Source organism: Alkalicaulis satelles (genome assembly GCF_008630495.1).
Taxonomy (GTDB): Bacteria; Pseudomonadota; Alphaproteobacteria; order Caulobacterales; family Maricaulaceae; genus Oceanicaulis; species Oceanicaulis satelles.
This window is the reverse complement of record NZ_VWOJ01000002.1, coordinates 486,557-512,418: the sequence shown is the minus strand read 5'-3', so window position 1 is coordinate 512,418 and position 25,862 is coordinate 486,557. Positions and strand designations below refer to the sequence as shown.

The 25,862-nt window shown below is 67.0% G+C and carries 22 protein-coding genes and 1 riboswitch; of the genes, 12 read left to right on the top strand and 10 right to left on the bottom strand.

Annotated elements, in window-relative coordinates; translation table 11 throughout:
• Positions 1 to 156: 156 nt before the first annotated feature.
• Complete coding sequence (locus tag F1654_RS08075) at positions 157 to 1,137, bottom strand: NAD(P)H-quinone oxidoreductase (RefSeq protein WP_150023015.1); 981 nt, start codon at positions 1,135 to 1,137, stop codon at positions 157 to 159.
• 73 nt (positions 1,138 to 1,210) lie between these two features.
• On the opposite strand from F1654_RS08075, the gene F1654_RS08070 reads away from it, so the two are divergent.
• A complete protein-coding gene (locus tag F1654_RS08070) occupies positions 1,211 to 1,402 on the top strand; it encodes a DUF1192 domain-containing protein (RefSeq protein ID WP_150023014.1) in 192 nt (63 codons plus the stop codon).
• Between the two features lie 129 nt (positions 1,403 to 1,531).
• Positions 1,532 to 2,050, top strand: a complete 519-nt coding sequence (rcdA, locus tag F1654_RS08065; protein WP_150023013.1) for a protease adaptor protein RcdA — start codon at positions 1,532 to 1,534, stop codon at positions 2,048 to 2,050.
• A 98-nt stretch (positions 2,051 to 2,148) separates the two neighbouring features.
• Here rcdA and F1654_RS08060 read toward each other — a convergent pair whose 3' ends face one another.
• The 3 genes from F1654_RS08060 to F1654_RS08050 all read right to left on the bottom strand — a co-directional run bounded on the left by F1654_RS08060 (position 2,149) and on the right by F1654_RS08050 (position 5,743).
• On the bottom strand, positions 2,149 to 3,333 hold the full coding sequence (locus F1654_RS08060; protein ID WP_150023012.1) for a thiolase family protein: 1,185 nt from the start codon (positions 3,331 to 3,333) through the stop codon (positions 2,149 to 2,151).
• Positions 3,334 to 3,463: 130 nt separating this feature from the next.
• On the bottom strand, positions 3,464 to 4,636 hold the full coding sequence (gene mnmA, locus F1654_RS08055) for a tRNA 2-thiouridine(34) synthase MnmA (protein WP_150023382.1): 1,173 nt from the start codon (positions 4,634 to 4,636) through the stop codon (positions 3,464 to 3,466).
• Between the two features lie 165 nt (positions 4,637 to 4,801).
• Entirely contained in the window at positions 4,802 to 5,743 is a 942-nt protein-coding gene (locus F1654_RS08050) for a radical SAM protein (protein WP_150023011.1), read from the bottom strand.
• 199 nt (positions 5,744 to 5,942) lie between these two features.
• On the opposite strand from F1654_RS08050, the gene F1654_RS08045 reads away from it, so the two are divergent.
• From F1654_RS08045 to F1654_RS08025, 5 genes are all read left to right on the top strand, one after another.
• Positions 5,943 to 6,776: an outer membrane protein assembly factor BamD gene (locus F1654_RS08045; RefSeq protein WP_150023010.1), complete on the top strand. Its 834-nt coding sequence runs from the start codon at positions 5,943 to 5,945 to the stop codon at positions 6,774 to 6,776.
• 27 nt (positions 6,777 to 6,803) lie between these two features.
• Positions 6,804 to 8,513 carry a DNA repair protein RecN gene (gene recN / locus F1654_RS08040; RefSeq protein ID WP_150023009.1) on the top strand — a complete coding sequence of 570 codons (1,710 nt, stop codon included), beginning with the start codon at positions 6,804 to 6,806 and terminating at the stop codon, positions 8,511 to 8,513.
• 269 nt (positions 8,514 to 8,782) lie between these two features.
• Positions 8,783 to 10,897 carry an NAD-dependent DNA ligase LigA gene (ligA, locus tag F1654_RS08035; RefSeq protein WP_150023008.1) on the top strand — a complete coding sequence of 705 codons (2,115 nt, stop codon included), beginning with the start codon at positions 8,783 to 8,785 and terminating at the stop codon, positions 10,895 to 10,897.
• 302 nt (positions 10,898 to 11,199) lie between these two features.
• Positions 11,200 to 12,333, top strand: coding sequence for an MBL fold metallo-hydrolase (locus tag F1654_RS08030; RefSeq protein ID WP_150023007.1), 1,134 nt, complete (start codon positions 11,200 to 11,202; stop codon positions 12,331 to 12,333).
• A 385-nt stretch (positions 12,334 to 12,718) separates the two neighbouring features.
• Positions 12,719 to 13,015: a GIY-YIG nuclease family protein gene (locus F1654_RS08025; RefSeq protein WP_150023006.1), complete on the top strand. Its 297-nt coding sequence runs from the start codon at positions 12,719 to 12,721 to the stop codon at positions 13,013 to 13,015.
• Positions 13,016 to 14,984: 1,969 nt separating this feature from the next.
• Here the strand turns inward: F1654_RS08025 and F1654_RS08020 are convergent.
• The 3 genes from F1654_RS08020 to F1654_RS08010 form a co-directional block, all read right to left on the bottom strand.
• A complete protein-coding gene (locus F1654_RS08020; RefSeq protein WP_150023005.1) occupies positions 14,985 to 15,788 on the bottom strand; it encodes a TIGR04255 family protein in 804 nt (267 codons plus the stop codon).
• A gap of 237 nt (positions 15,789 to 16,025) precedes the next feature.
• Positions 16,026 to 17,903 (bottom strand): phosphomethylpyrimidine synthase ThiC, encoded by a 1,878-nt coding sequence (gene thiC / locus F1654_RS08015; protein WP_150023004.1) that lies wholly within the window; start codon positions 17,901 to 17,903, stop codon positions 16,026 to 16,028.
• Between the two features lie 42 nt (positions 17,904 to 17,945).
• A complete protein-coding gene (locus F1654_RS08010; RefSeq protein ID WP_150023381.1) occupies positions 17,946 to 18,332 on the bottom strand; it encodes an MmcQ/YjbR family DNA-binding protein in 387 nt (128 codons plus the stop codon).
• Positions 18,325 to 18,425: riboswitch (TPP riboswitch) on the bottom strand. Its footprint overlaps the gene before it by 8 nt.
• A 126-nt stretch (positions 18,426 to 18,551) precedes the next feature.
• Between F1654_RS08010 and F1654_RS08005 the strand changes: the two genes are divergently transcribed.
• From F1654_RS08005 to F1654_RS07990, 4 genes are all read left to right on the top strand, one after another.
• Positions 18,552 to 19,391, top strand: a complete 840-nt coding sequence (locus F1654_RS08005) for an HAD family hydrolase (RefSeq protein ID WP_150023003.1) — start codon at positions 18,552 to 18,554, stop codon at positions 19,389 to 19,391.
• A gap of 78 nt (positions 19,392 to 19,469) precedes the next feature.
• Positions 19,470 to 20,810, top strand: a complete 1,341-nt coding sequence (gene hemN / locus F1654_RS08000; protein WP_150023002.1) for an oxygen-independent coproporphyrinogen III oxidase — start codon at positions 19,470 to 19,472, stop codon at positions 20,808 to 20,810.
• A gap of 76 nt (positions 20,811 to 20,886) precedes the next feature.
• The gene (tldD, locus tag F1654_RS07995; protein ID WP_150023001.1) at positions 20,887 to 22,299 is read left to right on the top strand and encodes a metalloprotease TldD; all 1,413 of its coding nucleotides are present in this window, start codon (positions 20,887 to 20,889) and stop codon (positions 22,297 to 22,299) included.
• A 2-nt stretch (positions 22,300 to 22,301) separates the two neighbouring features.
• Positions 22,302 to 23,132 (top strand): retropepsin-like aspartic protease, encoded by an 831-nt coding sequence (locus F1654_RS07990; RefSeq protein WP_150023000.1) that lies wholly within the window; start codon positions 22,302 to 22,304, stop codon positions 23,130 to 23,132.
• On the opposite strand, the gene F1654_RS07985 is transcribed toward F1654_RS07990, so the two are convergent.
• From F1654_RS07985 to F1654_RS07975, 3 genes are all read right to left on the bottom strand, one after another.
• On the bottom strand, positions 23,129 to 23,596 hold the full coding sequence (locus F1654_RS07985) for a Dps family protein (RefSeq protein ID WP_150022999.1): 468 nt from the start codon (positions 23,594 to 23,596) through the stop codon (positions 23,129 to 23,131). The two genes, F1654_RS07990 and F1654_RS07985, sit on opposite strands and share 4 nt — an antisense overlap.
• A 109-nt stretch (positions 23,597 to 23,705) precedes the next feature.
• On the bottom strand, positions 23,706 to 24,932 hold the full coding sequence (locus F1654_RS07980; protein WP_150022998.1) for a pyridoxal phosphate-dependent aminotransferase: 1,227 nt from the start codon (positions 24,930 to 24,932) through the stop codon (positions 23,706 to 23,708).
• A gap of 12 nt (positions 24,933 to 24,944) precedes the next feature.
• Positions 24,945 to 25,481, bottom strand: coding sequence for a prephenate dehydratase domain-containing protein (locus F1654_RS07975; RefSeq protein ID WP_150022997.1), 537 nt, complete (start codon positions 25,479 to 25,481; stop codon positions 24,945 to 24,947).
• A gap of 200 nt (positions 25,482 to 25,681) precedes the next feature.
• On the opposite strand from F1654_RS07975, the gene F1654_RS13890 reads away from it, so the two are divergent.
• Positions 25,682 to 25,837, top strand: coding sequence for a hypothetical protein (locus F1654_RS13890; RefSeq protein WP_199200509.1), 156 nt, complete (start codon positions 25,682 to 25,684; stop codon positions 25,835 to 25,837).
• Positions 25,838 to 25,862 lie beyond the last annotated feature (25 nt).

The window sequence follows — 25,862 nt, the reverse complement described above, 5'->3', positions numbered from 1 at the left end:
TGAATACAAAAAACCCGGCGCGGACCGCCGGGCTTTCCGTCGACCGACCCTTCATCAGCGGCGCTATTAGCGATCCAGCGATGAAAGGATTTGTTGAAGGCGCTTATAGCGCGCAAGCGCCCGGCTGAAAACAGCGCAATGCAATCCCTGGCGGCGTCACGGGGTGAGCAGGATTTTGCCCGCATGGGCCATGGCGTCCATGCGGGCATGGGCCTTGGCTGCGTTTTCAAGCGTGAACACTGAATCGATCACCGGGCGCAGCTTGCCTTGCGCAATCCATGGCCAGACATGGGTCTCCACAGCGCGCGCAATGGCGGCCTTCTCGTCTTTGGAGCGGCTGCGCAGGGTGGAGCCGGTCAGGGTCAGGCGCTTGAGCATGACCCGCATCAGATCGAGCTCAACGCGCGCGCCTTTCAGGAAGGCGATCATCACCAGCCGGCCTTCGGTGTTGAGCAGGGAGAGGTGGCGGGCCGTGTAATCGCCGCCCACCATATCCAGGATCACATCCGCCCCGCCGCTCTCGCGCAGGGCCGTCTCCCAGTCATCATTGCGATAGTTGAGCGCCAGCTCCGCGCCCAGTTCCCGGCACAGGGCGCATTTGTCTTCAGACCCGGCGGTGGCGGCGATGCGCGCGCCATGGGCGGCGGCCATCTGGATGGCGGTGGTGCCGATCCCGCTGGCCCCGCCCTGCACCAGAAGGCGCTCGCCGGGCTGCAGGCGCGCGCGGTCGAACACATTGGTCCACACGGTAAAGACGGTCTCGGGCAGGCCTGCGGCGTGGATAAGGTCCACGCCCTGCGGCGCGTGCAGCACGCAGCCCATATCGGCGCGTGCAATATCGGCGTATCCCCCGCCCGCCGCCAGCGCGACCACCGCATCGCCGGGCCGCAGATGATCGACGCCCTCGCCCGTCTCGCGCACATGGCCGGAGACTTCCAGGCCCAGCCCTTCGGGCGCGCCGGGCGGGGGCGGATAGAGGCCCATGCGCTCGAACACGTCAGGACGGTTCACCCCGGCGGCGGCCACATCGATCAGCACTTCGCCCGGACCCGGCGGGTCCAGCTCGCGGGTCTCGATCTTCAGGGCGTCCGGCCCGCCGGGTGCGGGCGTGGTGATGATCCGTGTGCGGCGGGACATGGAATGCGGGACTCCGGAGCGGTTTGGCGTTAGATTGGCAGACTTTCCACGTGAAGCGGAAGCGGGGCGAGCCATGTTTCAGGATGAACCGCAGCGTGAACCGGCCGGCGCCATCCGTCCCGGCGAGGATCTCAGCCTTCTGGCGGTGGCCGAGCTGGAGGCGCGCATCGAGACCCTGCGCGCCGAAATCGCGCGCGCCGAGGCGATGATCGCCCATAAACGCGACAAGCTCAGCGCCGCCGAGGCGGTTTTCCGGCGCGGCTGATCGGCGCCAATGACAGCGCGCGGGCGCGCCTGGGCGGGTTCTGGCCCCGGGCTTGCTTGGTTGACCTGAACGGCCCGGACGCGTGAACTGCAAAAGGGCGCACGAAAGTATGAGGGGTAGAGGGTGGTGATGAGCCCGGTTGATCCACAGACGTCCGGCGCTGGCGCAGAGCGCCGCGTGGCCGATTTCGCAGCGTCCGAGCTGTTCCGGCGGCTGTTCCGGGACGGCATGGATCTGGTGGAGGAAACCGCCAGCTATCTCGACGGCGCCGGGCGTGAGGACGCCAAGCGCCTGGGACGGTCCGGCGCGCTGGCCTATGCGTCTGAATCCATGAGCCTGACCACCCAGCTCATGCAATGCGCCTCCTGGCTTCTGACCCAGCGCGCTGTGGCCGAAGGCGATATGACGCCGGGCGAGGCTTCCGAGCAGCGCTACCGCCTGACCCCGGCGCGCCAGAAAGACCCGGTCTGGCCCGCAGGCGATGATCCCTGCCCGCCGCGGCTGGGCGATCTTGCTGCGCGCGCGGCGACCCTGCATGAGCGGCTTTCACGCCTCGACCGGACCTTGTTTGACGGCGAGACCGCGCCCGAGACGCCCAATCCGGTGGCCGGCCAGCTCTCGCGCCTGCACGAGGCGTTCGGGCGTTGATTGCGCTTCACGCCTGCGCATGAAAAACGGGGCCGCATCGCTGCGGCCCCGCTTTCATTTCAGGCCGGTCTGGTTTCAGGCTGGTTCCGGGGCGCCGGTCAGATCAGCTCCAGCGCCACCGCCGTGCCTTCGCCGCCGCCAATGCACAGCGAGGCCATGCCTTTTTTCAGGCCTTGCGCCTCAAGCGCGGCGATGAGCGTGACCATGATGCGCGCGCCCGAGGCGCCGATCGGGTGGCCCAGCGCGCACGCGCCGCCATTGATATTGACCACGTCATGGCCAAGACCCAGCTCCTTCATGGCGATCATGGGCACCACCGCGAAGGCCTCGTTGATCTCCCACAGATCCACATCGCCCACGCTCCAGCCGGCGCGATCGAGCGCCTTGCGCATGGCGGGCACCGGGGCGGTGGTGAAATAGGCCGGCTCGTGGGCGTGAGCGGCGGTGGAGACGATTTTCGCCAGCGGTTTCAGCCCCCGGCGTTCGGCTTCCGAGCGGCGCATGAGCACCAGCGCCGCCGCGCCGTCGGAAATGGCCGAGGCGTTAGCGGCCGTCACCGTGCCGTCCTTGGAGAAGGCGGGCCGCAACTGCGGGATCTTGTCGGGCCGCGCGCGCTTGGGCAGCTCGTCGGAATCCACCACCGTCTCGCCCTTGCGGTCGGTGATGGTGACCGGCGTGATCTCGCGCTTGAAGGCGCCGGTTTCGGCCGCTTTCAGGGCGCGCGCCAGGGTCTCCACGGCGTAGGCGTCCTGGTCCTCGCGGGTGAACTGGTGCTCGCGCGCGATCATGTCGGCGTACACGCCCATGGCCTTGTGCTCATAGGCGTCTTCCAGCCCGTCCAGCGCCATATGGTCCTTGAGCGCGTCATGGCCGTATTTGAAGCCGGTGCGGTGGGTGGGCAGGAGGTGCGGGGCGTTGGTCATGGACTCCATGCCGCCCGCCACGATCACCGAGGCTTCGCCTGACGCAATGGCTGCGCGCGCCATGATGGCCGCCTGCATGCCCGAGCCGCACATCTTGTTGAGCGTGGTGGCCTCCACCGATTTGGGCAGACCGCCCTTGATGGCCGCCTGGCGGGCGGGCGCCTGGCCCTGACCGGCGCCCAGCACATTGCCCATATAGATCTGGTCAACGTCCTCGCCCGCCACCCCGGCTTCGGCCAGCGCGGCTTTCACTGACAGCGCGCCCAGCTCGTTGGCGGACAGGGCGGACAGCTCGCCCAAGAGGCCGCCCATGGGCGTGCGCGCCATGCCGGCGATGACGATCGGATCTTCGGAACTCATGAGCCCGTCTCCTCAAAATGTGTGTGGCCGGGCGCGTCAGCCGCGCCCTGGCGGATGGCGCGCACATGACCCTTTCGGACGGCGCCGCGTCAAGCCTCTTCGCAGATGCAGCGAGGCGCGTGATGCGCGCTCAGCCCCGGTCCGTGCCGGCGATCCAGCCGCCGCCCAGCACGCGGGTGTGACCGTCCGGGCTGTAGAACACGCAGGCCTGTCCGGGCGCCACGCCCTCCTCGCCGGCCTCCAGCAGCACATGCACGGCGCCGTCCGCGCCCACCTCCAGCACGCCCGGCGCGGGCGGGCGGGTGGAGCGCACTTTCACGCCCACGCGCGTTCCGTCTGCGTCAGACAAGGCGGCGTCACCCAGCCAGTTCACGTCCTTGAGGGCAATGCGGCGCACCGTGAGCGCCTCGCGCGGGCCGACGATGACGCGCGCTGCGTCTGCATCCAGCGCGATCACATAGAGCGGCTCGCCCGCCGCGATGCCGAGGCCGCGGCGCTGGCCCACCGTGTAGTGGATCACCCCGTCATGACGGCCCAGCACCCGCCCGTCGAGATGGACGATCTCGCCCGGACGCGCCGCGCCGGGGCGCAGCCGCTCCACCACCCGCGCATAATCGCCGTCGGGCACAAAGCAGATATCCTGGCTGTCGGGCTTGGCCGCCACGATCAGGCCGAAGGCTTCGGCCAGCGCCCGGGTCTGGTCCTTGGTCAGATGGCCCAGCGGGAAGCGCAGGAAATCGAGCTGCTCCGCCGTGGTGGCGAACAGGAAATAGGACTGGTCCTTGCCCGCATCGGCGGCGCGGCGCAGCTCAGGCCCCGCTTCGCCGGCCTCGCGGCGGATGTAATGGCCGGTGACCAGCGCATCGGCGCCCAGCTGCCGGGCGGTGGCGAGCAGATCGGCGAACTTGACCGACTGATTGCAGCGCACGCAGGGGATTGGCGTGGCGCCGGCCAGATAGGTGTCGGCGAAATCCTCCATCACCGCTTCGCGGAAGCGGGTCTCGTAATCGAGCACGTAATGGTCAAAGCCCATGGCCTCGGCCACGCGCCTGGCGTCCTGGATGTCCTGGCCTGCGCAGCACGCGCCTGCGCGCGCGATCGCCTCGCCATGGTCATAGAGCTGGAGGGTGACGCCCACCACGTCATAGCCCGCCCGACGGGCGGCGGCGGCGGCGACGGAGGAATCCACCCCGCCGGACATGGCCGCCACCACGCGGTGGCTGGCGGGATCGCCGCCCAGACCGAGAAAATCGCCGGTGAGGCCGTACTCGGCCAGCAGCGCATCGGCGCGCGCGGCGTCCATGACAGGCGGGCCGCTCACGCGGCGCGGGGAATCCGCGCGCGGCGGATTGGAAATCAGCGTCGTCATTTTTTCCTCTCCCCCGCCGGGTCAAGGCCGGCGGCGAACAGCATCAGGCGCGTGCATATAGGTCAATGCGGGCGAATGCGCCAGTGGCGGCTCGACGTCTCACGCTGAACAGCTGGCCCCGCCCAGCACGCAGAACTGGGCGCAGAATTTGTGCTTGAGCTTTACCGGGGCGAGGGAGTCGCCCAGCGTCTGGCCCAGCTCGAAGGCCTCATCATAGGGCAGGAGCGTGCAGGAAATGACGCTGGCGCGGTCCGCGCCCTTGCGGCGCACCACCATGCGGCTGGACGCGCACATGATGGTGGCCGGATCGAGCTTCAAAATACCCCAGCAGGCGGTAGTGATCTCCGGCGGCGCGCCTTCCGGGTCCATTTCAGGAAACAGCACCAGGCGGCCGGGATCATCGGCCGGAATGTCCGCGCCCAGGCGGGCGAACAGCGCGGCGAAGCCGGCGCGCGCTTCGGCCTCGCTCTCGGCCATGGCCTTGCGGCCGGCCACGCTCAGCCGGACGCCGTTCTGCACCAGCCAGGCGAGGCCTTTGAGCGTCTCGTCAAACGCTCCAGCCCCGCGCTCGGCGTCGTGCAGCGCGGGCGTGTAATGATCCAGGCTCACGCGAAGCGTCAGCCGGGGGCCGAACCGGCGCTGCAGGTCTGCAAGGCCGTCCTGAACGCCCGGGCGCATCATCGGACGCATGGCGTTGGTCAGCACCAGCGCTTCATGCCCGCGCTCCAGAGCCATGGCGGCGAGCGTGTTCATGTGAGGATTGAGATAGGGCTCGCCGCCGGTGAACCCGATCTCAACGGGTCCGGCGCCCATGGCGTCGATCTCGTCGAGATAGGGCGCGGCGTCCTGAGGCGTCAGATAGACCAGCCGGTCATTCTTCGGCGAGCTTTCGATATAGCAGTTGACGCATTCGATATTGCACAGCGTGCCGGTGTTGAACCACAGCGTCTTGAGCCCTTTGAACGCCACGCTGGCGCGGGTCTCGCCCTTGGCGGTCACGTCCGGATCGGTGAAGGGGGCGGGCCAGGCTGTGTCAGGCATGGAAGGGTTCCGTCATGCGGCGTCAATGCAGCAAACTAGGCCGCGACCCGGGCCGTCTCAAGCGTGCCGGCGTGATGCGCCTTTCCAGCGCCGGGCTGACAGGGTGCTTTTGCCGCGCGCCGGGATCGGCTAAACCTTCCGTGTGGGGGCCTCGATGGGCCCGTCAGCGCCCGACCGCCGGACGGAAGGTCTTGAAACGATGAAGCTTGCCCTGCGCCTGATTGCGCTCCTTGCCGCCGCCCTTGTGCTTGCCTCCTGCGCAGGCCGCGAACGCACCCAGCTGGCCTATGTGGAGCGCCCTGTGGAGCAGCTCTACAATGAGGGCTTCCGCCAGCTCGAGCGGCGCAATTTCGACCGCGCAGCGGCCTTCTTCGACGAGGTGGAGCGCCAGCACCCCTTCTCCGAGTGGGCGCGCCGCTCCATCCTGATGGCCGCCTACGCCCATTACCGGGCCAACCGCTATGACCGGGCCATCGGCAATGCGCGCCGCTTCATCGCCCTGCATCCGGGCAGCTCCAGCGCGCCCTACGCCTATTATCTGATCGCCATCAGCCATTATGAGCGCATCATGGATGTGGGCCGTGACCAGTCCACCACCCAGAACGCGCTGGACGCGCTGGAACAGGTGGTGCGCCGCTTCCCCGACAGCGCCTATGCGCGCGATGCGCGGGTGAAGATCGACATGACCCGCGATCACCTGGCGGGCAAGGAAATGGCGGTGGGCCGCTGGTATCTGCGCAACGGCTTTTTCCTGGCTGCGTCCAACCGTTTCCAGAATGTGATCCGCGACTATCAGACCACCAGCCATACGCCCGAAGCCCTGCACCGCCTGGTGGAGGTGTATGTGGCGCTGGGCGTGGATGACGAGGCGCGCATGGTCGCTTCTGTACTGGGCTATAACTTCCCCGGCTCGCCCTGGTATGCCGACAGCTACCGGCTGATGACCTCGCGCGGGATTGATCTGCCTGATGCGGTGCGTCCCGATGAGGATCCCAGCCTGATGCGCCGCGCCCTGGGCCGCATCTTCGGCTAGCCCGGCGGGCGGGGATCGGCGCGCCCCATGCTGGCATCATTGTCCATTCGCGACATCGTCCTGATCGACCGGCTCGATCTGGCTTTCGGGCCGGGCCTGTCGGCGCTGACCGGCGAGACCGGGGCGGGCAAATCCATCCTGCTGGGCGCGCTGGGCCTGGCTTGCGGCGACCGGGCCGACCGGGCGCTGGTGCGCGCGGGCGCGGACCAGGCTGCGGCCAGCGCGCTGTTCGAGCCGCCACCGGATCATCCGGTCTGGCCGGTGCTGGAGGAAGCCGGGATCGACGCCGCGCCCGGTGAGGCGCTGATCCTGCGCCGCACGCTGAGCGCTGACGGGCGCTCGCGGGCCCATGTCAACGACCAGCCCGCCAGCGTGGCGCTGCTGGCGCGCCTGGGCGAGATGCTGGTGGAGATTCATGGCCAGCATGACGGGCGCGGGCTTCTGGACCCCAAAACCCATCGCGCGCTTCTGGACGCCTATGCCGATTCAAGCGCGGAACGCGCGGCGGCGGCCAAGGCCTGGGCCGCCTTGAGCGCTGCGCGTGAGCGCCTGGACGCCTTGAAGGATGCGCAAATGAAAGCCTCCCAGGAAGAGGCGTTCCTGCGCGATGCGCTGGAGACCCTGGAGGCGCTTGATCCGCGTCCGGGCGAGGAAGCGGGCCTGGCTGACGAGCGCAAATTTCTTCAGCAGGCCGAATCCGCGCTCAGTGAAATGCAAGGCGCGGCTGAGGCCCTGGCCGGCGGGCAGGGTCTGGGCGCCCGGCTCAATACGGCGCTGCGCGGGCTGGAGCGGGTGCGCGCGGCGTTGGGTGCTGGCGGGGAGGACGCGCCGGACGCAGGCGGCGCCGGTCAGGCCCGCGCGGCGGTGGACCGCGCCGCGGCGGCGCTGGACCGGGCGCTGATCGAGTTCAACGAGGCCGAAGATGCGCTGGGCGATGCGGCCTCGGCTTTCGAGGTGGAGCCTGGACGTCTCAACGCGGTGGAGGAGCGCCTGTTCGCCCTGCGCGCCGCCGCCCGGCGCCATCAGGTGGAGCCCGACGCCCTGCCCGCATTGCGTGCCGATCTGGCCGCCCGGCTGGAGCTGATCGCCCATGCCGGAGACCGTCTGAACGAGGCCGAAGCCGCGCTGGCCGCCGCTGATGCCGATTATGCGCGCGCCGCTGAAGCGCTCTCGGCGCGCCGTCAGGAGGCGGCCGGGCGCCTGGCGGTGATGGTGGAGGCCGAGCTCGTCCCGCTGAAAATGGACAAGGCGCGCTTTCGCGCCGCTGTGACGCCCGATCCGGCCCGCCCCGGCCCGTCAGGCTGGGACAAGGTGGCGTTCGAGGTCTCCACCAATCCCGGCGCGCCGTTCGGCCCGCTGGACAAGATCGCCTCGGGCGGGGAGCTGTCGCGCTTTGCGCTGGCCCTGAAGGTCTGCCTGATCGGGGCGGGCGACAAGGTGATGGTGTTCGACGAGGTCGATCAGGGCGTGGGCGGCGCGGTGGCCGACGCGGTGGGCCAGCGCCTGGCGCGGCTGGCCTCGGGCAATCAGGCGCTGGTGGTGACCCACGCGCCCCAAGTGGCCGCGCGCGCCCAGGCTCATTTCCGCATCGAGAAAGCCGGCGGTGCAGACGGCGTGCGCACCCGCGTGCGCCCGCTCTCCGACGCCGAACGCCGCGAGGAAATCGCCCGCATGCTCTCCGGCGCCGAAATCACCGACGCCGCCCGCGCCGCCGCGGCGGAGCTGATGGGCGGGTGAGGGTTTGAGTGAAACCGAGCGCTGAGTTTCTGTCCTCCCCCGCTTGCGGGGGAGGTGGATGACGCGAAGCGTCAGACGGAGGGGGGAATCCACGCTTGAAGTCTTTGCACCTGCCCTGACCGCCGCATCCCCCCCTCCGTCAGCTGCGCTGACACCTCCCCCGTAAACGGGGGAGGAAAGAGCGGCTTCTGCACGCCCACGCTGGCGCGCGTGCGCGGGGTGGACCATAAAGAACGCCCGCCAATGAGACGCCGGAGCGCCGCTGTCCCATGTCCCCCGCCCTGAAGGATCCAGACGCGCTGAGCGCGGATGAAGCCGCCGAAGAGCTGGCCCGGCTGGCGCGTGAGATCGCGCGCCATGACCGGCTGTACTTCCAGGACGATGCGCCGAAAATCTCCGATGCGGCTTATGATGCGCTGCGCGCGCGCAATGCGGAGATCGAGGCGCGGTTTCCCGATCTTGTCCGCCCCGACAGCCCGTCCCGGCGGGTGGGCGCGCGGCCTGCGGATCAGTTCGCAGAGGTGATTCACGCCGTGCCCATGCTGTCGCTGGGCAATGCCTTCACCGAGGAAGACGCCGCCGATTTCGCCGCCCGCGTGGTGAAATTCCTGAATCTCTCAGACCCCCCCGCCTTCACCGCCGAGCCCAAGATTGACGGGCTGGCGGTCGCGCTGCGCTATGAGGACGGCGCGCTGGTGCAGGCGGCCACGCGCGGCGACGGGCGCGCGGGCGAGAATGTCACGGCCAATATCCGCACGCTTGACGACATCCCCGAGCGCCTGCCCGCCGGTGCGCCCGCCGTGCTGGAGGTGCGCGGCGAGGTGTATATGAGCCATGCCGATTTCGCCGCCCTCAATCAGCGCCAGGAGGCGGCGGGCAAGAAGACCTACATGAACCCGCGCAATGCGGCGGCGGGTTCGCTGCGCCAGATCGATCCGTCCGTCACCGCACAGCGGCCCTTGCGCTTTTTCGCCTATGGCTGGGGCGAGCTCAGCGAGGCGCTGGCGCCCACCCAGTTCGGATCGCTGGCGCGCCTCAAGGAGCTCGGCTTTCCGGTCAATCCCGACCTGATGGTGTGCGCGGATGTGGCGGCGATGCTGGCCCATTACCGCGATCTGGAAGCCCGGCGCGCCGGGCTCGGCTATGACATTGACGGCGTGGTCTACAAGGTGGACCGGCTGGATTTCCAGGCCCGCCTGGGCTTTGTGGCGCGCGCGCCGCGCTGGGCCATCGCCCACAAATTCTCCGCCGAGAAGGCGGTCACGAAACTCAACGCCATCGAGATCCAGGTGGGCCGCACCGGCGCCCTCACCCCTGTGGCCAAGCTGGAGCCCGTGACCGTGGGCGGGGTGGTGGTCTCCAACGCCACTTTGCACAATGAGGACGAGATCGCCCGCAAGGACATCCGCATCGGCGACACGGTGGTGATCCAGCGCGCCGGCGATGTGATCCCGCAGGTGCTCGAAGTGGTCCTCGACCAGCGCCCGGCGGACTCAGCGCCTTACGTCTTTCCGGCCCTCTGCCCCTGTCCGCTGGCGACCCCGGCGGAGCGGGAGGTGAATGCGCGCACCGGCGAGCGCGCCGCCGTGCGCCGCTGCACCGGCGAGTTCGCCTGCCCCTATCAGCGCAAGGAGCATTTGCGCCATTTCGTCTCGCGCAAGGCCTTCGATATCGAAGGGCTGGGCGAAAAACAGATCGCCGCCTTCCACGAGGCGGGCGAGGTGAAAGAGCCCGCCGACCTGTTCACCCTGGAAGCGCGCAACGCCGCCGGTGAACTCCAGCCCCCCCTGCAGGACCGCGAGGGTTGGGGCGAGAAATCGGCCGCCAATCTGTTCGCCGCCATCGCCGCGCGCCGCACGATCTCGCTGGCCCGCTTCATCCATGCCCTGGGCGTGCGCCATGTGGGCGAGGAAACCGCGCGCCTGCTGGCCCGCAGCTATGGCGAGTGGGACGCGGTGCGCGCCGCCGCCGAGGCCGCCGCCGATGCCGACAGCGAAGCCCGCGCCGCGCTGCTGGCCATTGACGGGCTGGGCGAGACCGCCGCCGACGCGCTGGGGCGGTTCTTCAGCGAAGCCCACAACGCCGCCGCCCTGGACCGCCTGCTCGCCCATGTCAGCGTGGAGCCCGAGCAGAGCACGGTGGAGACCTCCCCCGTCACCGGCAAGACCGTTGTCTTCACAGGCGCGCTGGAGCGCTTCACCCGCGACGAGGCCAAGGCCCGCGCGCAAAGCCTCGGCGCCAAAGTGGCTGGTGCGGTGTCGAAAAACACCGACTTCCTGGTCGCCGGCCCCGGCGCCGGCTCCAAGCTGAAAAAGGCGCAAGAGCTGGGCGTCCAGGTGCTCACCGAGGACGAGTGGCTGGCGCTGATCGGCGGGCAGGGGTGAGAGCCGGCGGGTGAAAATCGGGCCTGCTTATCTCTTATCATCATTATCACCATCCCCATCCCCCTTCCGCTTGCGCCCGGCCCGCGCCTGCGCGGCCGTCTGGCGCCTTGCGGTCATCAGGGGCGCGGCGCGGGCTTCATCATGGGTCATGGCGAAGGCGAGTGTACCGCCGCGAGGGGCCGGGGCGGATAAGGGGAGGGGCAGCGCCACATTACCCACCCGTGACCATTCCTTAAGCTGCGCGGCGGGGCGGGCCTGCCTAGCGTGGCGTGCCTTCGTCAATTTCACAGAGAGTCTTGTGCATGTTTGTGTCTTTAGCCGCCGCCGCCGCCCTGGCCGTCTGCGCCCAGGCCGGGCCGGATGCGCCGGTCCACACGCCGCCTCCCGCCCCCGATTTCAGCGCCGGGCGTGATCCGTTCGAGCTGGACTGGACCGGTCCTGCGCCGGGCGTCTGGGTGGGCGTGCGTCCGCAATCGGCGCGCCTGCCCGTCACCGGGACCAGCGTGATCGTGATCGGCGGGACAGGCGTTCTTGTCTTCGACGGGGGCGGCGCGCGGCTGCAGGCGGAACGTGTGGCGGAGAAAATCCGCGCAGAGACGGACTTGCCGCTCACCCATATCGCCATCAGCCACTGGCATGGCGACCACCATCTGGGCCTCGGCGCGCTGCGCGAGGCCTGGCCGCAGGCCGTTACGGTCAGCCACAGCTTCACCCGCGACGTCATGGACAGCACGCTGATGGATTCAGCGCGCAACCCTGACGCTGCGCCGCCCGGGGCGTTCACCGCCCAGCTGGAAGACGCGCTGGCCAATCCCGGTCTTCCCGAACCCGACCGGGCCCGGCTGGAGCAGGCCCTTGTCTGGGCGGATCTGATCGAGGAACAGGGACGGGCCGCGCAAATCCCCGAAATTGATCTGGTGTTTGACGACAGTCTGGAGATCGATCTGGGCGGGCGCACGGTCAGCCTCGTCCATCTGGGTCATGGCAATACCAAGGGCGATATCCTGCTGCACATTCCCGATGCGCGCATGATCGCGGCGGGCGACGCCGTGGTGCATCCAACCCCTTACGGCTTCTTCAGCTATCCCGAAAGCTGGGCCGGCGCGCTCAGGCGCTTGCGGGCCTTCGACGTGGACCTGATCATACCCGGCCATGGCGATGCGATGACCGACTGGGCCTATGTCGATCTGCTGATCGAGACCTTGCAGTCCATAGCCGACCAGACCGCCGCCCTGGTGGCCGAGGGCCATGATCTTGACGGCGTGCGGGAGAATTTTGACTGGAGCGCGCTGGAGCCCCGCTTCACCGGCGGCGATCCGTTCTGGACCGGCCGGTTCGATGTCTGGTTCAAGCGCCCGATCATCGAGGCCGCATGGCGGCTGGCCACAGGGCTGGATAATGAGGAGCTGGTTCCGCACGAGCACGCGGTGGAATAGCGCCGGCCCCTGCCGCGCCACGCCGTTCCCATACCCCTGTCTTCCCGGAATGGGCGCAGCCCATATCCGGGACCCATCCCCCATAATTTCCAACCGCCTCAGCGGCCGCCAATGACCGGTGGATGGGTCCCGGGTCTCCCTACGGTCGCCCGGGAAGGCAGCGTGGGTTGATGTGATCGCCCGCACATCGCCCCCAAACCTCCACCCCTGCCTTCCCGGAAGCCGCGAAGCGGCTATCCGGGATCCATCTCCCATAATTTCCAACCGCCTATGCGGTCGCCAATGATCGGTGGATGGGTCCCGGGTCTCCCCCGGATCAAGTCCGGGGTCGCCCGGGTAGGCATGTGGGCTGTACTGGGCGCCCCAAGTGCATCAAACTCGCGCCATGCGCGATTATAATTTCTACGTCTACATGATGGCGAACCGGAAACAGGGCGCGCTCTATACCGGCGTGACCAATGACCTGCTGCGCCGGGTGTGGGAGCATCGCGAGGGCGTGGGCTCGGCCTTTGTGCGCCAGTATGGCGTGACCCGCCTGGTCTGGTATGCCCATCACAGCGATGTGGTGGAGGCGATGGCCCATGAGCGCCGGCTCAAGCGCTGGCGGCGCGCCTGGAAGATCACCCTCATCGAAACCGAAAACCCCGACTGGCGCGACCTCGCCCACGATCTGACAGTCTGATCAAATGCCTACGCCTGCCTTCCCGGAATGGGCGAAGCCCATATCGGGGACCCATCCTCCATAAATCCCAACTGCCGCAGCGGTCGCCAATGATCGGTAGATGGGTCCCGGGTCTCCCTACGGTCGCCCGGGAAGGCAGCGTGGGGTGATGTGATTTGCCCACACCTCCCCAAACCCCCACCCGTGCCTTCCCGGAATTTGCGAAGCAAATATCCGGGACCCATCCCCCATAGTTCCCAACCGCCTCAGCGGTCGCCAATGACCGGTAGATGGGTCCCGGGTCTCGCTCCGCTCGCCCGGGAAGGCAGCGTGGGGGGACATGATGCGAATAATGTTCAGACGCAGGCGCCGCACCCCTCACCCTACCCTCTCCCCTCTCTGACAGAGGGGAGAGGAGGCTTTGACGCCGGGTTCGTTTCGGAAATGCCTGACCCCAGGCTCAAAGGATAAAACGCAGCGCCAGAAGCCCCCTCTCCCCCATGACCATGGGGGCTGAGCTCACAAAGATTGATCCGGGGGATCAATCGACTGAGCGAAGGATAAAGGTGAGGGGGCGCGGGTGATCATGTCGCGCCGCCTCTCCACCCCACCCTGACCCTCCCCTCAAGGGGAGGGAAAGCACCGCGTCACGCCGCGCCCATACCTGCGCGTTTCCCCGGCGCAAGCCGGGGTCCAGCTGCGCCGGTGATTCTGGGTCCCGTCTTCCGACGGGAAAACGCATGGGGGACATGATGCGGGCCATGTTCAGGCGTAGGCGCAGCACCCCGCCCCCTCAAACCCTGCCCGTCCGTCTCGCCAGCATCAGGGCGGGTCAAGACCGTCCCGGGCTTGACCCGGGACGGCGCGCAGCGGGCGGCAGCCAGGCTGGTGGAGCTTGATGCGGGCTGAGCGGGTTGGGGGGCAGCGGGTTGGGATGGGGGCGTTTGGGAGGGGTGAGAGTGACCGTGGGGCGGAAATAGGTGTGTATCCCCGGTTTTCTGAAGGCATGCTTCTCTGTGGTTGGGTGCTAATCCCTAGGAATCTCTACGCCTTCGAGGGGAACAAACCAGTTTGAGCTTCTCATTAGCGCGCGTTTCTGAGCACCAGTGAATTTGTACGCCTTCTCCTCAGCGCCCCAAACTTCTGCATGGTACGGATTGCCAGGTGCGCTCGGTCCCTCAGGCACAGGTGAGCACCCAATTCTTAAGTTTGCTTGGCGCGCATCCCTCGCTGCAAAGGCGACCGACGCTATATATTTTGGTGTTGTAACAAAGGCATAAGGATCTAATCCATCCGCTTCGATAGCTTTGGGCAGGTCACAGGACATACCGCCTTTAGGGTTCGTAGATGGGGACCACAGTTTTGAAGACAGACGTCGCTTTCCCAGATTCTCATCCAAGACAACGTGTTCTGTAGGGTTCACGCGGCGGACAATAGGGTCTTCGTCCGCAATGGTCTTGTCATCGAACGGCTCCATACCCAATGCATCAAGCCGCTTGATTTTGCATTTCGCGCCGTCGTTGGGATAACTCCTCCAACCATTGGACTACACGTGAAAAATCGGTGCGAATCTCAATTTCTTCGATTTCGCGAGTTTCGTGAACATACCTTTCCGCCGCGACGCTGTTGACCCCAAGAACGTCAAGCTCAATGTCAAAGCCTCCCGCATGCCACTCCAATTGAACGGTGCCGTCACTTCCGGGCACTACGCCGGGTGGAGGCAGGTCAGGGAACTCATGGCACAATCGCTCCAGAATGTTCGCCGCGAAGGCGGCACAAGAAAAAGATACAGGTCGGCCAGCATACCCGTCCCATCCAATTGGTAACGCCGTTATTCGGTCGAATCTGAGCTTAAGGGCCTTCATCCATTCTGAGGAATGACTAGATACCCTGCACGTAGCGCCCCCCCGGAACGCCGCGATCGTTTCAGTGCTCCCTTTCATTTTAGGGCGCTCGATATAATCGAAGGTATAGGCTGAATGGCTAAGGTTCATTTCTTTCCCCAACGCAAATGCGCATCACCGCTAGTGGTTTCTGTGAAACGCGTTACGATTTTCTCACGCGCCCAAGCCGAAAAGTCTAACGCACTGTCGATATCGTTGGCTTGCGGCGCGCCTCGGCAGGTCAAGTTGTACCTGAAAGCCTTCGATGCAAGGTTCCGCCCCACCACTGAGCCAATTTCGTGATGCAATCGTCCAATAGGCTCGCCGCCGTCAGAACCAACAACCGTAGAGAAGTTAGCTGAGAATCCTTCTATCTCAAAACGGGATAGGTTTGCTACCGTAAGCCACTCGCCAATAGATGAATAGTCCGACACGACTATAACGTTAAAATAGGTCACTTCGACCTGATTAATATTTATAGGAAGCTCGAAACGCGCTTTACAGTATTCATCAAACTTACTGAATAAATTTTTAAATTGCATCGCGATATTGTCAAATCTTGGGTAAACATTGCCGTCCGCTTGGCGTCGCCAATTCAATATGAATCGATCCGGTTGGAACTGAATCAAATGGCTATTATCAGTAGATAAGAACCATGCTCTATTAAAGGCTACACTTGGCCCAAGCCCAATGCTAAACTCCGCGTCAGTTCCGCCCCCACCAAACGTTTCAAACTGCGGATTCAGGGGGGGGTGCTCTTGAAAGCCGGGAAACTCATCTTGAAAGATGCGGAAAACATCGCCCAAGAATAGGCTTGAATAATTTGGTAGTGGTGCGAATTGCACCCCTAGCGCCAGCTCCACAAGTGGAGGGTGGCTGAATTCGGGCAAATGTTCGGGACGGGCGTGCATGAATATGGAACCAGCTTCTTGAGGTGATGATACGGTGCTTCGCGCAGAGTGCCAATGCTATTTAAAGCTTGCATCGCACTGCATCGAAAGCGGCAGCTTTGTACGCGCAGACATTAGTTCAGACAGCAGATTGAGCCAAGCACGAGATGCCCATTGTAACTTGGTCACATAGGTGAGCGAGCTAGGCAACTTACGTCTGCCAACCTACGGAAGTGTCATTTCATGGCAGCACAAACCCTACCCCTCCTCCACATAAATCTCCCCGCCTTTCCGCCTGAACTCCTCCGCCTTCTCCGCCATGCCCTTGGAGGCCTCGTCCGCTTGGCGCTCCAAATCGGCCTTTTCGTTCTCGCTCAGCCCGGCGGCGTAGTCGCGCACGTCCTGGGTGATTTTCATGGAGCAGAATTTGGGCCCGCACATGGAGCAGAAATGGGCCACCTTGTGGGCTTCCTTGGGCAGGGTCTGGTCGTGGAAGTCTCGCGCCGTGTCGGGGTCCAGCGACAGGTTGAACTGGTCTTCCCAGCGGAATTCGAACCGGGCGCGGCTTAGCGCATCGTCGCGCAGTTTGGCCGCCGGGTGGCCCTTGGCCAGATCGGCGGCGTGGGCGGCGATTTTATAGGTGATGACGCCGGTTTTCACGTCATCGCGGTCGGGCAGGCCGAGATGCTCTTTCGGCGTCACATAGCAGAGCATGGCCGTGCCGAACCAGCCGATCATGGCCGCGCCGATGCCTGAGGTGATGTGGTCATAGCCCGGCGCGATATCGGTGGTGAGGGGGCCCAGCGTGTAGAAGGGCGCCTCGCCGCACACCTCCAGCTGCTTGTCCATATTGGCCTTGATCTTGTGCATGGCCACATGGCCCGGCCCCTCGATCATCACCTGACAGCCATGGGCCCACGCCACTTTGGTCAGCTCGCCCAGGGTTTCCAGCTCGGCGAACTGGGCGCGGTCATTGGCGTCGGCGATGGAGCCGGGGCGCAGGCCGTCGCCGAGCGAGAACGTCACGTCATAGGCGCGCATGATCTCGCAGATTTCCTCAAAGCGCGTGTAGAGGAAGCTCTCGGTGTGGTGGGCCAGGCACCATTTGGCCATGATGGAGCCGCCGCGCGACACGATGCCGGTGACGCGGGCTGCGGTGAGCGGCACATAGGCCAGGCGCACCCCGGCATGGATGGTGAAATAGTCCACGCCCTGTTCTGCCTGCTCGATCAGGGTGTCGGCGAAAATGTCGAAGGTCAGGTCTTCGGCCACGCCGCCGACTTTCTCCAGCGCCTGATAGATGGGCACGGTGCCGATGGGAACGGGGCTGTTGCGCAGGATCCATTCGCGGGTGTTGTGGATGTTCTTGCCCGTGGAGAGGTCCATCACCGTGTCGGCGCCCCAGCGGATCGCCCAGACCATCTTGTCCACCTCTTCCTCCACGGATGAGGCGACGGCGGAATTGCCGATATTGGCGTTGATTTTCACGAGGAAATTGCGCCCGATCAGCATGGGTTCCAGCTCGCCATGATTGATATTGGCGGGCAGGACGGCGCGCCCGCGCGCGATCTCGCTGCGCACGAACTCCGGCGTGACGAATTCAGGGATGGCCGCGCCGAAATCCTCGCCGTCCGCCCGGCGCTCCGCGGCGCCGGCCAGCGCTGCGGCCCGGCCGAGATTTTCGCGCTCGGCGGCGTAGATCATCTCGTCGGTAATGATCCCGGCCCGGGCGAACTCCAGCTGGGTGACCGGCCCGGCGCCGCTGGCGCGCAAGGGCTGGTGGCGCACCGGGAAGGCGCGCGCGAGATATTTGCCGGTGGCGCCGCCATTATCGAGCGGGCTGAGCGGGCGGCCCTCATAGGCTTCCACCCCGCCGCGCGCGGTGACCCAGGCGGTGCGGGCGCGGGCAAGGCCCTGCTCCACATCGATGCTCGCCGCCGGATCGGTATAGGGGCCTGAACAGTCATAGACGCGCACCGGCGCTTCGTTGGCCGTGGGGTGCAGGTCGATTTCCCGGTGCGGCACGGAAAGGTGCGGCGCGGCTTCGGGCTGCGTATACACCCGGCGCGACCCGGCCAGCGGCCCGGTGGTGACGGTCGGGGTGGGAAATTCGGCCTGGCTGACGGGCTTGTTCATGGCGTCGGGCTTTCGGGTTGGGGTGTCAGGGAGTACGGGGCGCTAGAGATCTGTAAGCCCCAGCGCCGCGCGGCGCTTTCGGGTGAGGTTGAGGGCGGCGAGCCGCCAGCTTTCGGCAAGGTGGGATTTAAGCTCGTCATCGCTGACGCTGGCGTCAGAGGTGCGCTGGATCCAGCTCATCCCGCGCGAGGCGAGATAGGGCGCCGGCCGGCAGCCGGGCGCCTCGCGCAGCACCTCGTACACGATATCGGAGCATTTGAAGGTGACGGCCAGCGCCTCGCCCTCGTCCTGCCAGCCGGCCACGGCGAACACCTTGCCGGTCTGGCCCTCGCCCGCGCCCACCTTCCACACATGGGCGTCGCCCCACTGGATCACATGGGATGTGGCGGGCAGCGCAGCGCAATGGGTGTTGTAGTCGTCCAGCGTCATCTGGCTCCATCCCGACGCCGGCATGACCCGGATCCGGTCCTGAGGGTGCTCTCTCAGCCCCGTGCTCATCACGGGACGCCCCTTGGAACGTTGAGATTCAAGCTTCGCACGCGCCGGGCGGGGCGCGCAAGGGTGTCAGGGATGCGGCGCGCGCGGTCGCCGCATCGAAAGCGCAATTCCCGCTCCCGCCGGCCTGCGAAGCGCGTTAAACCGGCATCCATGACCCAGCGCCCCATCCTCGCCATCGCCTATGATTTTGACGGCACGCTGTCGCCGGGCTCCATGCAGGAGCATTCCTTCATCCCCGAGATCAAGGAATCCAAGGAGGCGTTCTGGGAACGCGTCAATGGCGAGGCGGCGCGGCTCAAAGCCGACAATATCCTCATCTACATGCACGAGATGGTCAAAGCCGCCCGCAAGCAGGGCGTGCGCTGCCGCAAGGAGGATATCGAGCGCCATGGCGCGCGCGTGGGGCTGTTCCCGGGCGTCGCCGAGGGCTGGTTCGACCGCCAGCGCGAGCGCGGCGCGGCGGCGGGGCTGGAGGTCCAGCACTTCATCATCTCGTCGGGGCTCAAAGAAATGATCGCGGCCAGCGCCATCGGGCGCCATTTCACGGCCATCTTCGCCTCGGAGTTCAAGTATGACGCCAATGACGTGCCCGAATGGGCAGCGGCGGCGGTCAATTACACCAACAAGACCCAGTTCCTGTTCCGCATCAACAAGGGCGCGCTTGATCCCGGCGACCATGTGGCGGTCAACCGCTATACGCCTGAAGACGAGCGCCCGGTGCCGTTCCGCAACATGATCTATGTGGGCGATGGCGATACCGATGTGCCGTGCATGCGCATGGTCAAGGAGCAGGGCGGGGTGTCCATCGCCGTTCACCCGCCCGCCGACGAGGCGCTGGCGGCCAAGACCGCCCAGCTCAAGGCCGACCGCCGGGTGCATTTCACGGCCGAGGCCGATTATTGCGAAGGCTCGGCGCTGGACGCCTATATGGAAGCCGTCATCGGCAAGATCGCCGCGGTAGAGCGCCTGCGCGCCCTGGAGCGCGGCTAAAAGCCTGCGGCGAGGCGCCCCATAGTGCGGGGACGCAAAGCGCGTCATTAATCCCCAAATAATTTGGGGATACCCGTCATGAGCCGCCGCGCCACCCTTCTGCGCCATGCCAATGCCCGCACGCCGCGCTATACCAGCTATCCCACCGCCCCGCATTTCCATGAGGGCGTGGACGGCGCGGTGATGGAGCGCTGGCTGGGCGCGCTGGACCCGGCCCGGCCGGTCTCGCTCTATGTGCATGTGCCCTATTGCCGGTCGCTGTGCTGGTATTGCGGCTGCAACACCCGCGCGACCACGCGCGCCGAACCGGTGGCGGCCTATCTTGAGCGGCTGCTGAAAGAGCTGGAACTGACCGCCGCGCGCCTGCCGGGGCGCATGGCGATCTCGCATTTCGCCATGGGCGGGGGCACGCCGGCCATCCTCTCGCCGGACCAGATCTCCCGGCTGATGGACGCGGTGCGCGCGCGCTTTGATCTCCTGCCCGGCGCCGAGCTTTCCATCGAGATCGACCCGCGCCATTTCACCCGCGCCGATGCTGTGGGTCTTGCCCGCAACGGCTTCACCCGCGCCTCCACCGGGGTGCAGAGCTTTGACCCGGCGGTGCAGGCGGCCATCAACCGCATCCAGCCCTGGGAGCTGGCGGCCATCGCCTTTGACCGGCTGCGCGAGGCGGGCGTGGGCGCCATCAATATCGACCTGCTCTACGGCCTGCCGCGCCAGAGCGCAGCCAGCGCGCGCGCCAGCGCCGAGGCGGCGGCCGATCTCGCCCCCGACCGGCTGGCCGTGTTCGGCTACGCCCACGTGCCCCACATGATGGCCCATCAGCGCCTCATCCGTGACGAGGAGCTGCCCGATGCGCGCAGCCGCCTCGACCAGGCCGACGCCATGGAAGACGCGCTTCTGGCGGCGGGTTATCAGGCCATCGGCATTGATCACTACGCCCTTCCCGGCGATTCCATGGCCCGCGCGCTCAAGGCCCGCACCCTGAAGCGCAATTTCCAGGGCTACACCACCGATCCTTCAGACGTGCTGATCGGGCTGGGCGCCTCGGCGATTTCGGCCCTGCCCCACGGCTATGTGCAGGCCCATAGCGATGTGCGCGCCTGGGGCCAGGCGGTGGAGGCCGGGCGCCTGCCTGCGCGCCGGGGTGTGGCGGTGAGCGCGCAGGACCGCCTGCGCCGCGCCATCATCGAACAGCTGATGACCTATCTCGACGTTGACCCCGCCGCGCTCGCCGCCGCCCATGGCCTGGCTGAGCCTGAGGCTGATCTGTCTGAACTGGAAGCAGCCGGGATTGTGCGCCGTGACGGCGCGCGCATCATCGTCCCGCGCGCCTACCGTCCGCTGGCCCGGCTGGCGGCGGCGGCGTTTGATGGGTATCTGCCCGCCAGCGCGGCGCGTCACTCGGTTTCGGTGTAAAGCGCACCCGCCCCCTCGCAAGCGCGCGCCCGAGCGGCTATCTCTGATATCTTGAAGAGATCCGCCGGGAGACGCCATGAGCACCGATCCGTTCGCCGCCTTCGCCTTCGACGCCGCCGATGCGGGGCGCGTGCTGGACGCGGCGCTGGCCGGCGCTGATGATGGCGAGCTGTTTCTGGAAACGGCGGCGTCTGAATCCCTGGCCTTTGATGATGGCCGGCTGAAAGTCGCCAATTTCTCCTCTGATCGCGGCTTCGGCCTGCGCGCCGTGTATGGCGAGACCACCGGTTTTGCTCATTCCAGCGATCCCTCGCTGGAGGCGCTGCGCCGCGCCGCCGAGACCGCACAGGCCGCCCGCAAGGGCCGGGACGCGGTGATGGCGCCGCCCCCGGCGCGGGCCAATCAGCGCTTGTATGAAGATGTGGACGTGATCGCCGAGCCGGGCTTTGAAGCCAAATCGGCGCTGCTGGCCGAGATCGACGCCTGGGTGCGCGCGCAGGACCCCAGCGTGGTGCAGGTCTCGGCCTCGCTCGCCGGATCGCGCCGGGTGATCGCCATTGTGCGCGCGGGCGGCGATGTGCGCGCCGAGGTGCGCCCGCTGGTCCGGCTCAATGTTTCCGTGACGTGCGAGAAGAACGGACGGCGCGAGACCGGCTCGGCCGGGGCGGGCGGGCGCGCGGCGTTCGCCGACTGGCTCAATGCGGCCAGCTGGCAAGGCCTGGCGGCCGAAGCCCTGCGCCTGGCGCAGGTCAATCTGGACGCGGTGGACGCGCCGGCGGGCGAAATGCCCGTGGTGCTGGGCCCGGGCTGGCCCGCCGTGCTGCTGCACGAGGCGGTGGGCCACGGGCTGGAGGGCGATTTCAACCGCAAGGGCACCAGCGCGTTTTCCGGCAAGATCGGCCAGCAGGTGGCGGCCAGGGGCGTCACCATCGTGGATGACGGCACGCTGGCCGGGCGGCGCGGCTCGCTGTCCTTTGATGACGAGGGCACGCCCACCAGCCGCACCGTGCTGATCGAGGACGGGGTGCTGACCGGCTATATGCAGGACCGCCAGAACGCCCGCCTCATGGGCATGGCGCCCACCGGCAATGGACGGCGCGAGAGCTACGCCCACACCGTCATGCCGCGCATGACCAACACCATCATGGAAAACGGCGCGATGGAGCCGGGCGAGATCCTGGAAAGCCTGAAAGACGGCGTCTACGCCAGGAATTTCGGCGGCGGCCAGGTGGACATCACCTCGGGCAAATTCGTGTTCCGCTGCACCGAGGCCTACCGCGTGCGCGGCGGCAGGATCATGGAGCCCGTCAAGGGCGCCACCCTGATCGGCGGCGGCCCGGCGGCGCTCAAGAACATCACCATGATCGGCAATGACATGGCCCTTGATCCCGGCGTCGGCACGTGCGGCAAGGCCGGCCAGGGCGTGCCCGTGGGCGTCGGCCAGCCCAGCTTGCGGGTGGAAGGCCTGACCCTGGGCGGGGCGGGCTGAACATGCTCTGCGCGCCGCCCGCCCTGATGCTGGCGGCGGCTCTGGCGTTCACGCCGCCTGCGGGCGCAGATCTGGACATCCCCCTGACGCGCAGCGCGGACGGGCATTTTGTGGTGCGTGTGGATACGCCCGGCGGCGCCTTGCGCCTTGTGCTCGATACGGGGGCTGAAGCCAGCGCGCTCACCCGGGCCGCCGCAGTCCGTCTGGACCTGCCAGAGGCAGACCCCGCCCGGCTCGACACCCTGACCGGCTCGGCGCCCGCACAGCGCCGCCATCTGGACGATGCGCGGCTAGGTGATTTCGCCTTGCCGGGCTTGAGACCGGTGATCATCGATCATGCGCCGGACTCGGCGCGCGCGCTGGACGGGTTTCTGGGGCTGGATGCGTTTGCAGGGGAGGCCATCGTGCTGGACCTGCGCGCCTTGCGCGTGATCCGCGATACCACCCCGGCCTGCGATCCCCGGCCCGGCCTGCCGCAGACAGGCGGAACGGTGCAGGGCGCGCCGGTGCGCGTGCGGATCGATACCGGGCTCGCCGGGTCGGTGGCCGCGCCGCGCCTGACCGCCCGGATCGCCGTGCGCGATGCCGGGCGCGGCGCGATTACCGGCGCCGGTGGAACGCAGGTTCCAGCCCGCCTGGTCAGCGTCCGGCGTGTGGTGATTGATGATTATCACGCCGGGAGCGCGCAGATCGCCCTGGCCGGCCTGCCGGTATTCGCTGATGCAGACCCCGCCGCGCCGCCCGTCCTGATCGCGGGCGCTGATCTTCTGGACGGCGCGGTGGTGCGTCTGGTGGTGAGCGCTGAGGGCGCGTGCGCGCGTGTAAGCCCTTAGCTCAGCGTGGCGCGCAGCATCCAGGCGGTTTTCTCGTGGGCGGTGATGCGCGGGGTGACCAGATCGGCCGTGGCCTCGTCGCCATGCTCTTCAGCCAGTTTCAGCGCGGCGCGCGCGGTGCGCACCACCTGTTCATGGCCGGACACCAGATTGGCGATCATGGTGTTGGCGTCAGGCGTTTTTGCATCGTGCTTGATGCTGGCCGAGGCCGCCATCTCGTCATAGGAGATGGGCGCCAGCACGCCCAGCGCCCGGATGCGCTCGGCGATATCGTCGGTGGCCGTCCACAGCTCGGTATACTGGGTCTCGAACATGGCGTGCAGGTCGTGAAAGCGCGGCCCCGTCACGTTCCAGTGATAGGCGTGGGTCTTGAAATACAAGGCATAGGTGTCGGCCAGCAGCGCCTGCACGGCTTTCGCCATGGCTTCGCGCTGGTCTTTCGACAGGCCCATATTGATATCCATCTCAGCTCTCCTCAAAGGGCGTGTTTCTATGGCGCGCAGTATCGCCCGGACGCGCGGGGCGCGTCCAACTGGTTTGCGTGACATCTGATATAGGCTGAGGCTATGGGGATCAGCGCGCGCCCTGGCAGAAGGCGAGGATGCGCTGGCCCGCTTCCTCCAGCGCCGCATCATCGGTGGCGTAGGACAGGCGGAAGCCCGGCGCCGCGCCGAACGCCGTGCCCGGCACCACCGCCACATGGGCTTCGGTGAGCAGCGCCTCGCACACGGCCAGATCATCGCTCAGCGCCATGCCGCCCGCACTGGTCTTGCCGATCAGCCCGGCGCAGTCGGCGAAGATATAGAATGCGCCTTCCGGCGTGGGCGCGGTCAGGCCCGGCGCGGCGTTGATCTTCTGGAGCATTGCGTCGCGGCGGGTCTTGAACGCGGCGTTGCGTGCTTCAAGGAAATCATGGGGGCCGTTGAGCGCGGCCACCGAGGCCCACTGGCTGACCGAGCAGGGATTGGAGGTGGTCTGGCTCATCACCTTGCCCATGGCCTTGATGAGCGTTTCCGGTCCCGCCGCATAACCGATGCGCCAGCCGGTCATGGCATAGGCCTTCGACACCCCGTTCATGGTCAGGGTGCGCTCATAGAGATCGGGCGCGACCTGCGCGATGGTGGCGAACTGGAAGCCGTCATAGATGATGTGCTCATACATGTCGTCGGTGAGGATGAGCACGTGGGGATGGGCGCGCAGCACCTCGGCCAGGCCCTTGAGGTCCTCGGCTGTATAGGCAGCCCCGGTGGGGTTTGACGGCGAGTTGAGGATGACCCAGCGCGTGCGCGCCGTGATCGCCCGGTCCAGGGTTTCGGGCTTCAGCTTGAAGCCGTCGGCGACGCCGGCCTCGGCGAAGACCGGCGTGGCGCCGCACAGGGCGGCCATTTCGGGATAGCTGACCCAGTAGGGGGTCGGGATCACCACCTCGTCGCCGGCATCCAGCGTGGCGGCGAAGGCGTTGTAGATCACCGGCTTGCCGCCCGGCGAGACATTGACCTGGGCGGGGGTGTAGTCGAGGCCGTTATCGCGCTTGAACTTGGCGCAGATCGCCTGCTTCAGCGCGGGCAGGCCGTCCACATCGGTGTATTTGGTCTCGCCGCGGGCAATCGCCTCGATGGCGGCCTGCTTGATGTGGTCGGGGGTGTCGAAATCGGGTTCGCCCGCGCCCAGCCCGATCACGTCCACGCCCGCGGCCTTGAGGGCGCGCGCCTTCTGGCTGACCGCGATGGTGGCCGAGGGTTTGACCCGGCCCAGGGCGGAAGACAGGCGCATCACATCGGCGGCGGCGGCGTCAGGCATGGGGGCGTCCTTTCAGGGAAGGCGGCGCGCAAGGCGCACGAAGACCGTCTCGTTGGGCGTTTCACCCTCCAGACGCTGGTGCGTTACGACAAGCGGGTAGGTGTTTTCAAGACCTGGCGGTCCGGCGGCGCCCCAGCCCGGGCGCGGCGCATCGCGCATCAGGACCAGACCGAGCGTGTTGGAGGCCAGCGCCTCGCGTTTGAGATCATGGGCTTTGAGAAAGGCTTCGATCTGGCCGAGCGCCTTGTCATGGCCGAACACGCCTTCCAGCGGCGCGTCATCGCCGGGCGCGCGGTAGAGATTGAAGCTGACGGCCAGGCCATGGCGCGCCTCGATCTCAACCCGGCCCGTGCGCACCGCCTCATGAACCGCTTCCACCGGCCCGGCTGCGCTGTCATAGGCGGCCACGGCCAGATCCACGCTGCCGTCATCCAGCGCCGCCAGCACCGCTTCGACCGACTCCATCAATACCAGCTCGCACCCCGCCGCCAGCACCAGCGCGGCGCGATGGGTGAAACTGCCGTCCGGTCCAAGGCATGCCGCGCGCATGGGCGCTCCTGATCAGGGTTGTCAGGCGCTTAGTCTAGACCGGCCCGGGCGCGGCGCGCATCCCGCCTCGGCGCCTCAATCGCGCCATGATTGACCCTGCTTGCGCCCCAATCCGGCCCTGCGCCCGCCTTGCGCGGCGGCGAATCTGCCTTCAGCTGGCGTTCATCTCGCTGAACGCCGCCTGTACGGGAGACACGGACATGACCCGCAACGCCGCCAACGCCACCGGTCTGGGCAGCCTCGTGCTCGCCGCCCTGTGCTGCCTGGCCGCCGCCTGGGTGTTTCATGCCGGCCCGCGCCAGTCTGGCGGGCTTTATGTGAGCGGCGCCCAGACCGTGGCCAGCGCCCAGCGCTAGGCCTGGGCCTGGCCGGCGTCCCGGC

Excerpts from the sequence above, each read along its gene's own strand:
- F1654_RS08075 (WP_150023015.1), bottom strand. The coding sequence starts at position 1,137 with ATGTCCCGCCGCACACGGATCATCACCACGCCCGCACCCGGCGGGCCG.
- F1654_RS08070 (WP_150023014.1), top strand. The coding sequence starts at position 1,211 with ATGTTTCAGGATGAACCGCAGCGTGAACCGGCCGGCGCCATCCGTCCC.
- rcdA (WP_150023013.1), top strand. The coding sequence starts at position 1,532 with ATGAGCCCGGTTGATCCACAGACGTCCGGCGCTGGCGCAGAGCGCCGC.
- F1654_RS08060 (WP_150023012.1), bottom strand. The coding sequence starts at position 3,333 with ATGAGTTCCGAAGATCCGATCGTCATCGCCGGCATGGCGCGCACGCCC.
- mnmA (WP_150023382.1), bottom strand. The coding sequence starts at position 4,636 with ATGGACGCCGCGCGCGCCGATGCGCTGCTGGCCGAGTACGGCCTCACC.
- F1654_RS08050 (WP_150023011.1), bottom strand. The coding sequence starts at position 5,743 with ATGCCTGACACAGCCTGGCCCGCCCCCTTCACCGATCCGGACGTGACC.
- F1654_RS08045 (WP_150023010.1), top strand. The coding sequence starts at position 5,943 with ATGAAGCTTGCCCTGCGCCTGATTGCGCTCCTTGCCGCCGCCCTTGTG.
- recN (WP_150023009.1), top strand. The coding sequence starts at position 6,804 with ATGCTGGCATCATTGTCCATTCGCGACATCGTCCTGATCGACCGGCTC.
- ligA (WP_150023008.1), top strand. The coding sequence starts at position 8,783 with ATGTCCCCCGCCCTGAAGGATCCAGACGCGCTGAGCGCGGATGAAGCC.
- F1654_RS08030 (WP_150023007.1), top strand. The coding sequence starts at position 11,200 with ATGTTTGTGTCTTTAGCCGCCGCCGCCGCCCTGGCCGTCTGCGCCCAG.
- F1654_RS08025 (WP_150023006.1), top strand. The coding sequence starts at position 12,719 with ATGCGCGATTATAATTTCTACGTCTACATGATGGCGAACCGGAAACAG.
- F1654_RS08020 (WP_150023005.1), bottom strand. The coding sequence starts at position 15,788 with ATGCACGCCCGTCCCGAACATTTGCCCGAATTCAGCCACCCTCCACTT.
- thiC (WP_150023004.1), bottom strand. The coding sequence starts at position 17,903 with ATGAACAAGCCCGTCAGCCAGGCCGAATTTCCCACCCCGACCGTCACC.
- F1654_RS08010 (WP_150023381.1), bottom strand. The coding sequence starts at position 18,332 with ATGACGCTGGACGACTACAACACCCATTGCGCTGCGCTGCCCGCCACA.
- F1654_RS08005 (WP_150023003.1), top strand. The coding sequence starts at position 18,552 with ATGACCCAGCGCCCCATCCTCGCCATCGCCTATGATTTTGACGGCACG.
- hemN (WP_150023002.1), top strand. The coding sequence starts at position 19,470 with ATGAGCCGCCGCGCCACCCTTCTGCGCCATGCCAATGCCCGCACGCCG.
- tldD (WP_150023001.1), top strand. The coding sequence starts at position 20,887 with ATGAGCACCGATCCGTTCGCCGCCTTCGCCTTCGACGCCGCCGATGCG.
- F1654_RS07990 (WP_150023000.1), top strand. The coding sequence starts at position 22,302 with ATGCTCTGCGCGCCGCCCGCCCTGATGCTGGCGGCGGCTCTGGCGTTC.
- F1654_RS07985 (WP_150022999.1), bottom strand. The coding sequence starts at position 23,596 with ATGGATATCAATATGGGCCTGTCGAAAGACCAGCGCGAAGCCATGGCG.
- F1654_RS07980 (WP_150022998.1), bottom strand. The coding sequence starts at position 24,932 with ATGCCTGACGCCGCCGCCGCCGATGTGATGCGCCTGTCTTCCGCCCTG.
- F1654_RS07975 (WP_150022997.1), bottom strand. The coding sequence starts at position 25,481 with ATGCGCGCGGCATGCCTTGGACCGGACGGCAGTTTCACCCATCGCGCC.
- F1654_RS13890 (WP_199200509.1), top strand. The coding sequence starts at position 25,682 with ATGACCCGCAACGCCGCCAACGCCACCGGTCTGGGCAGCCTCGTGCTC.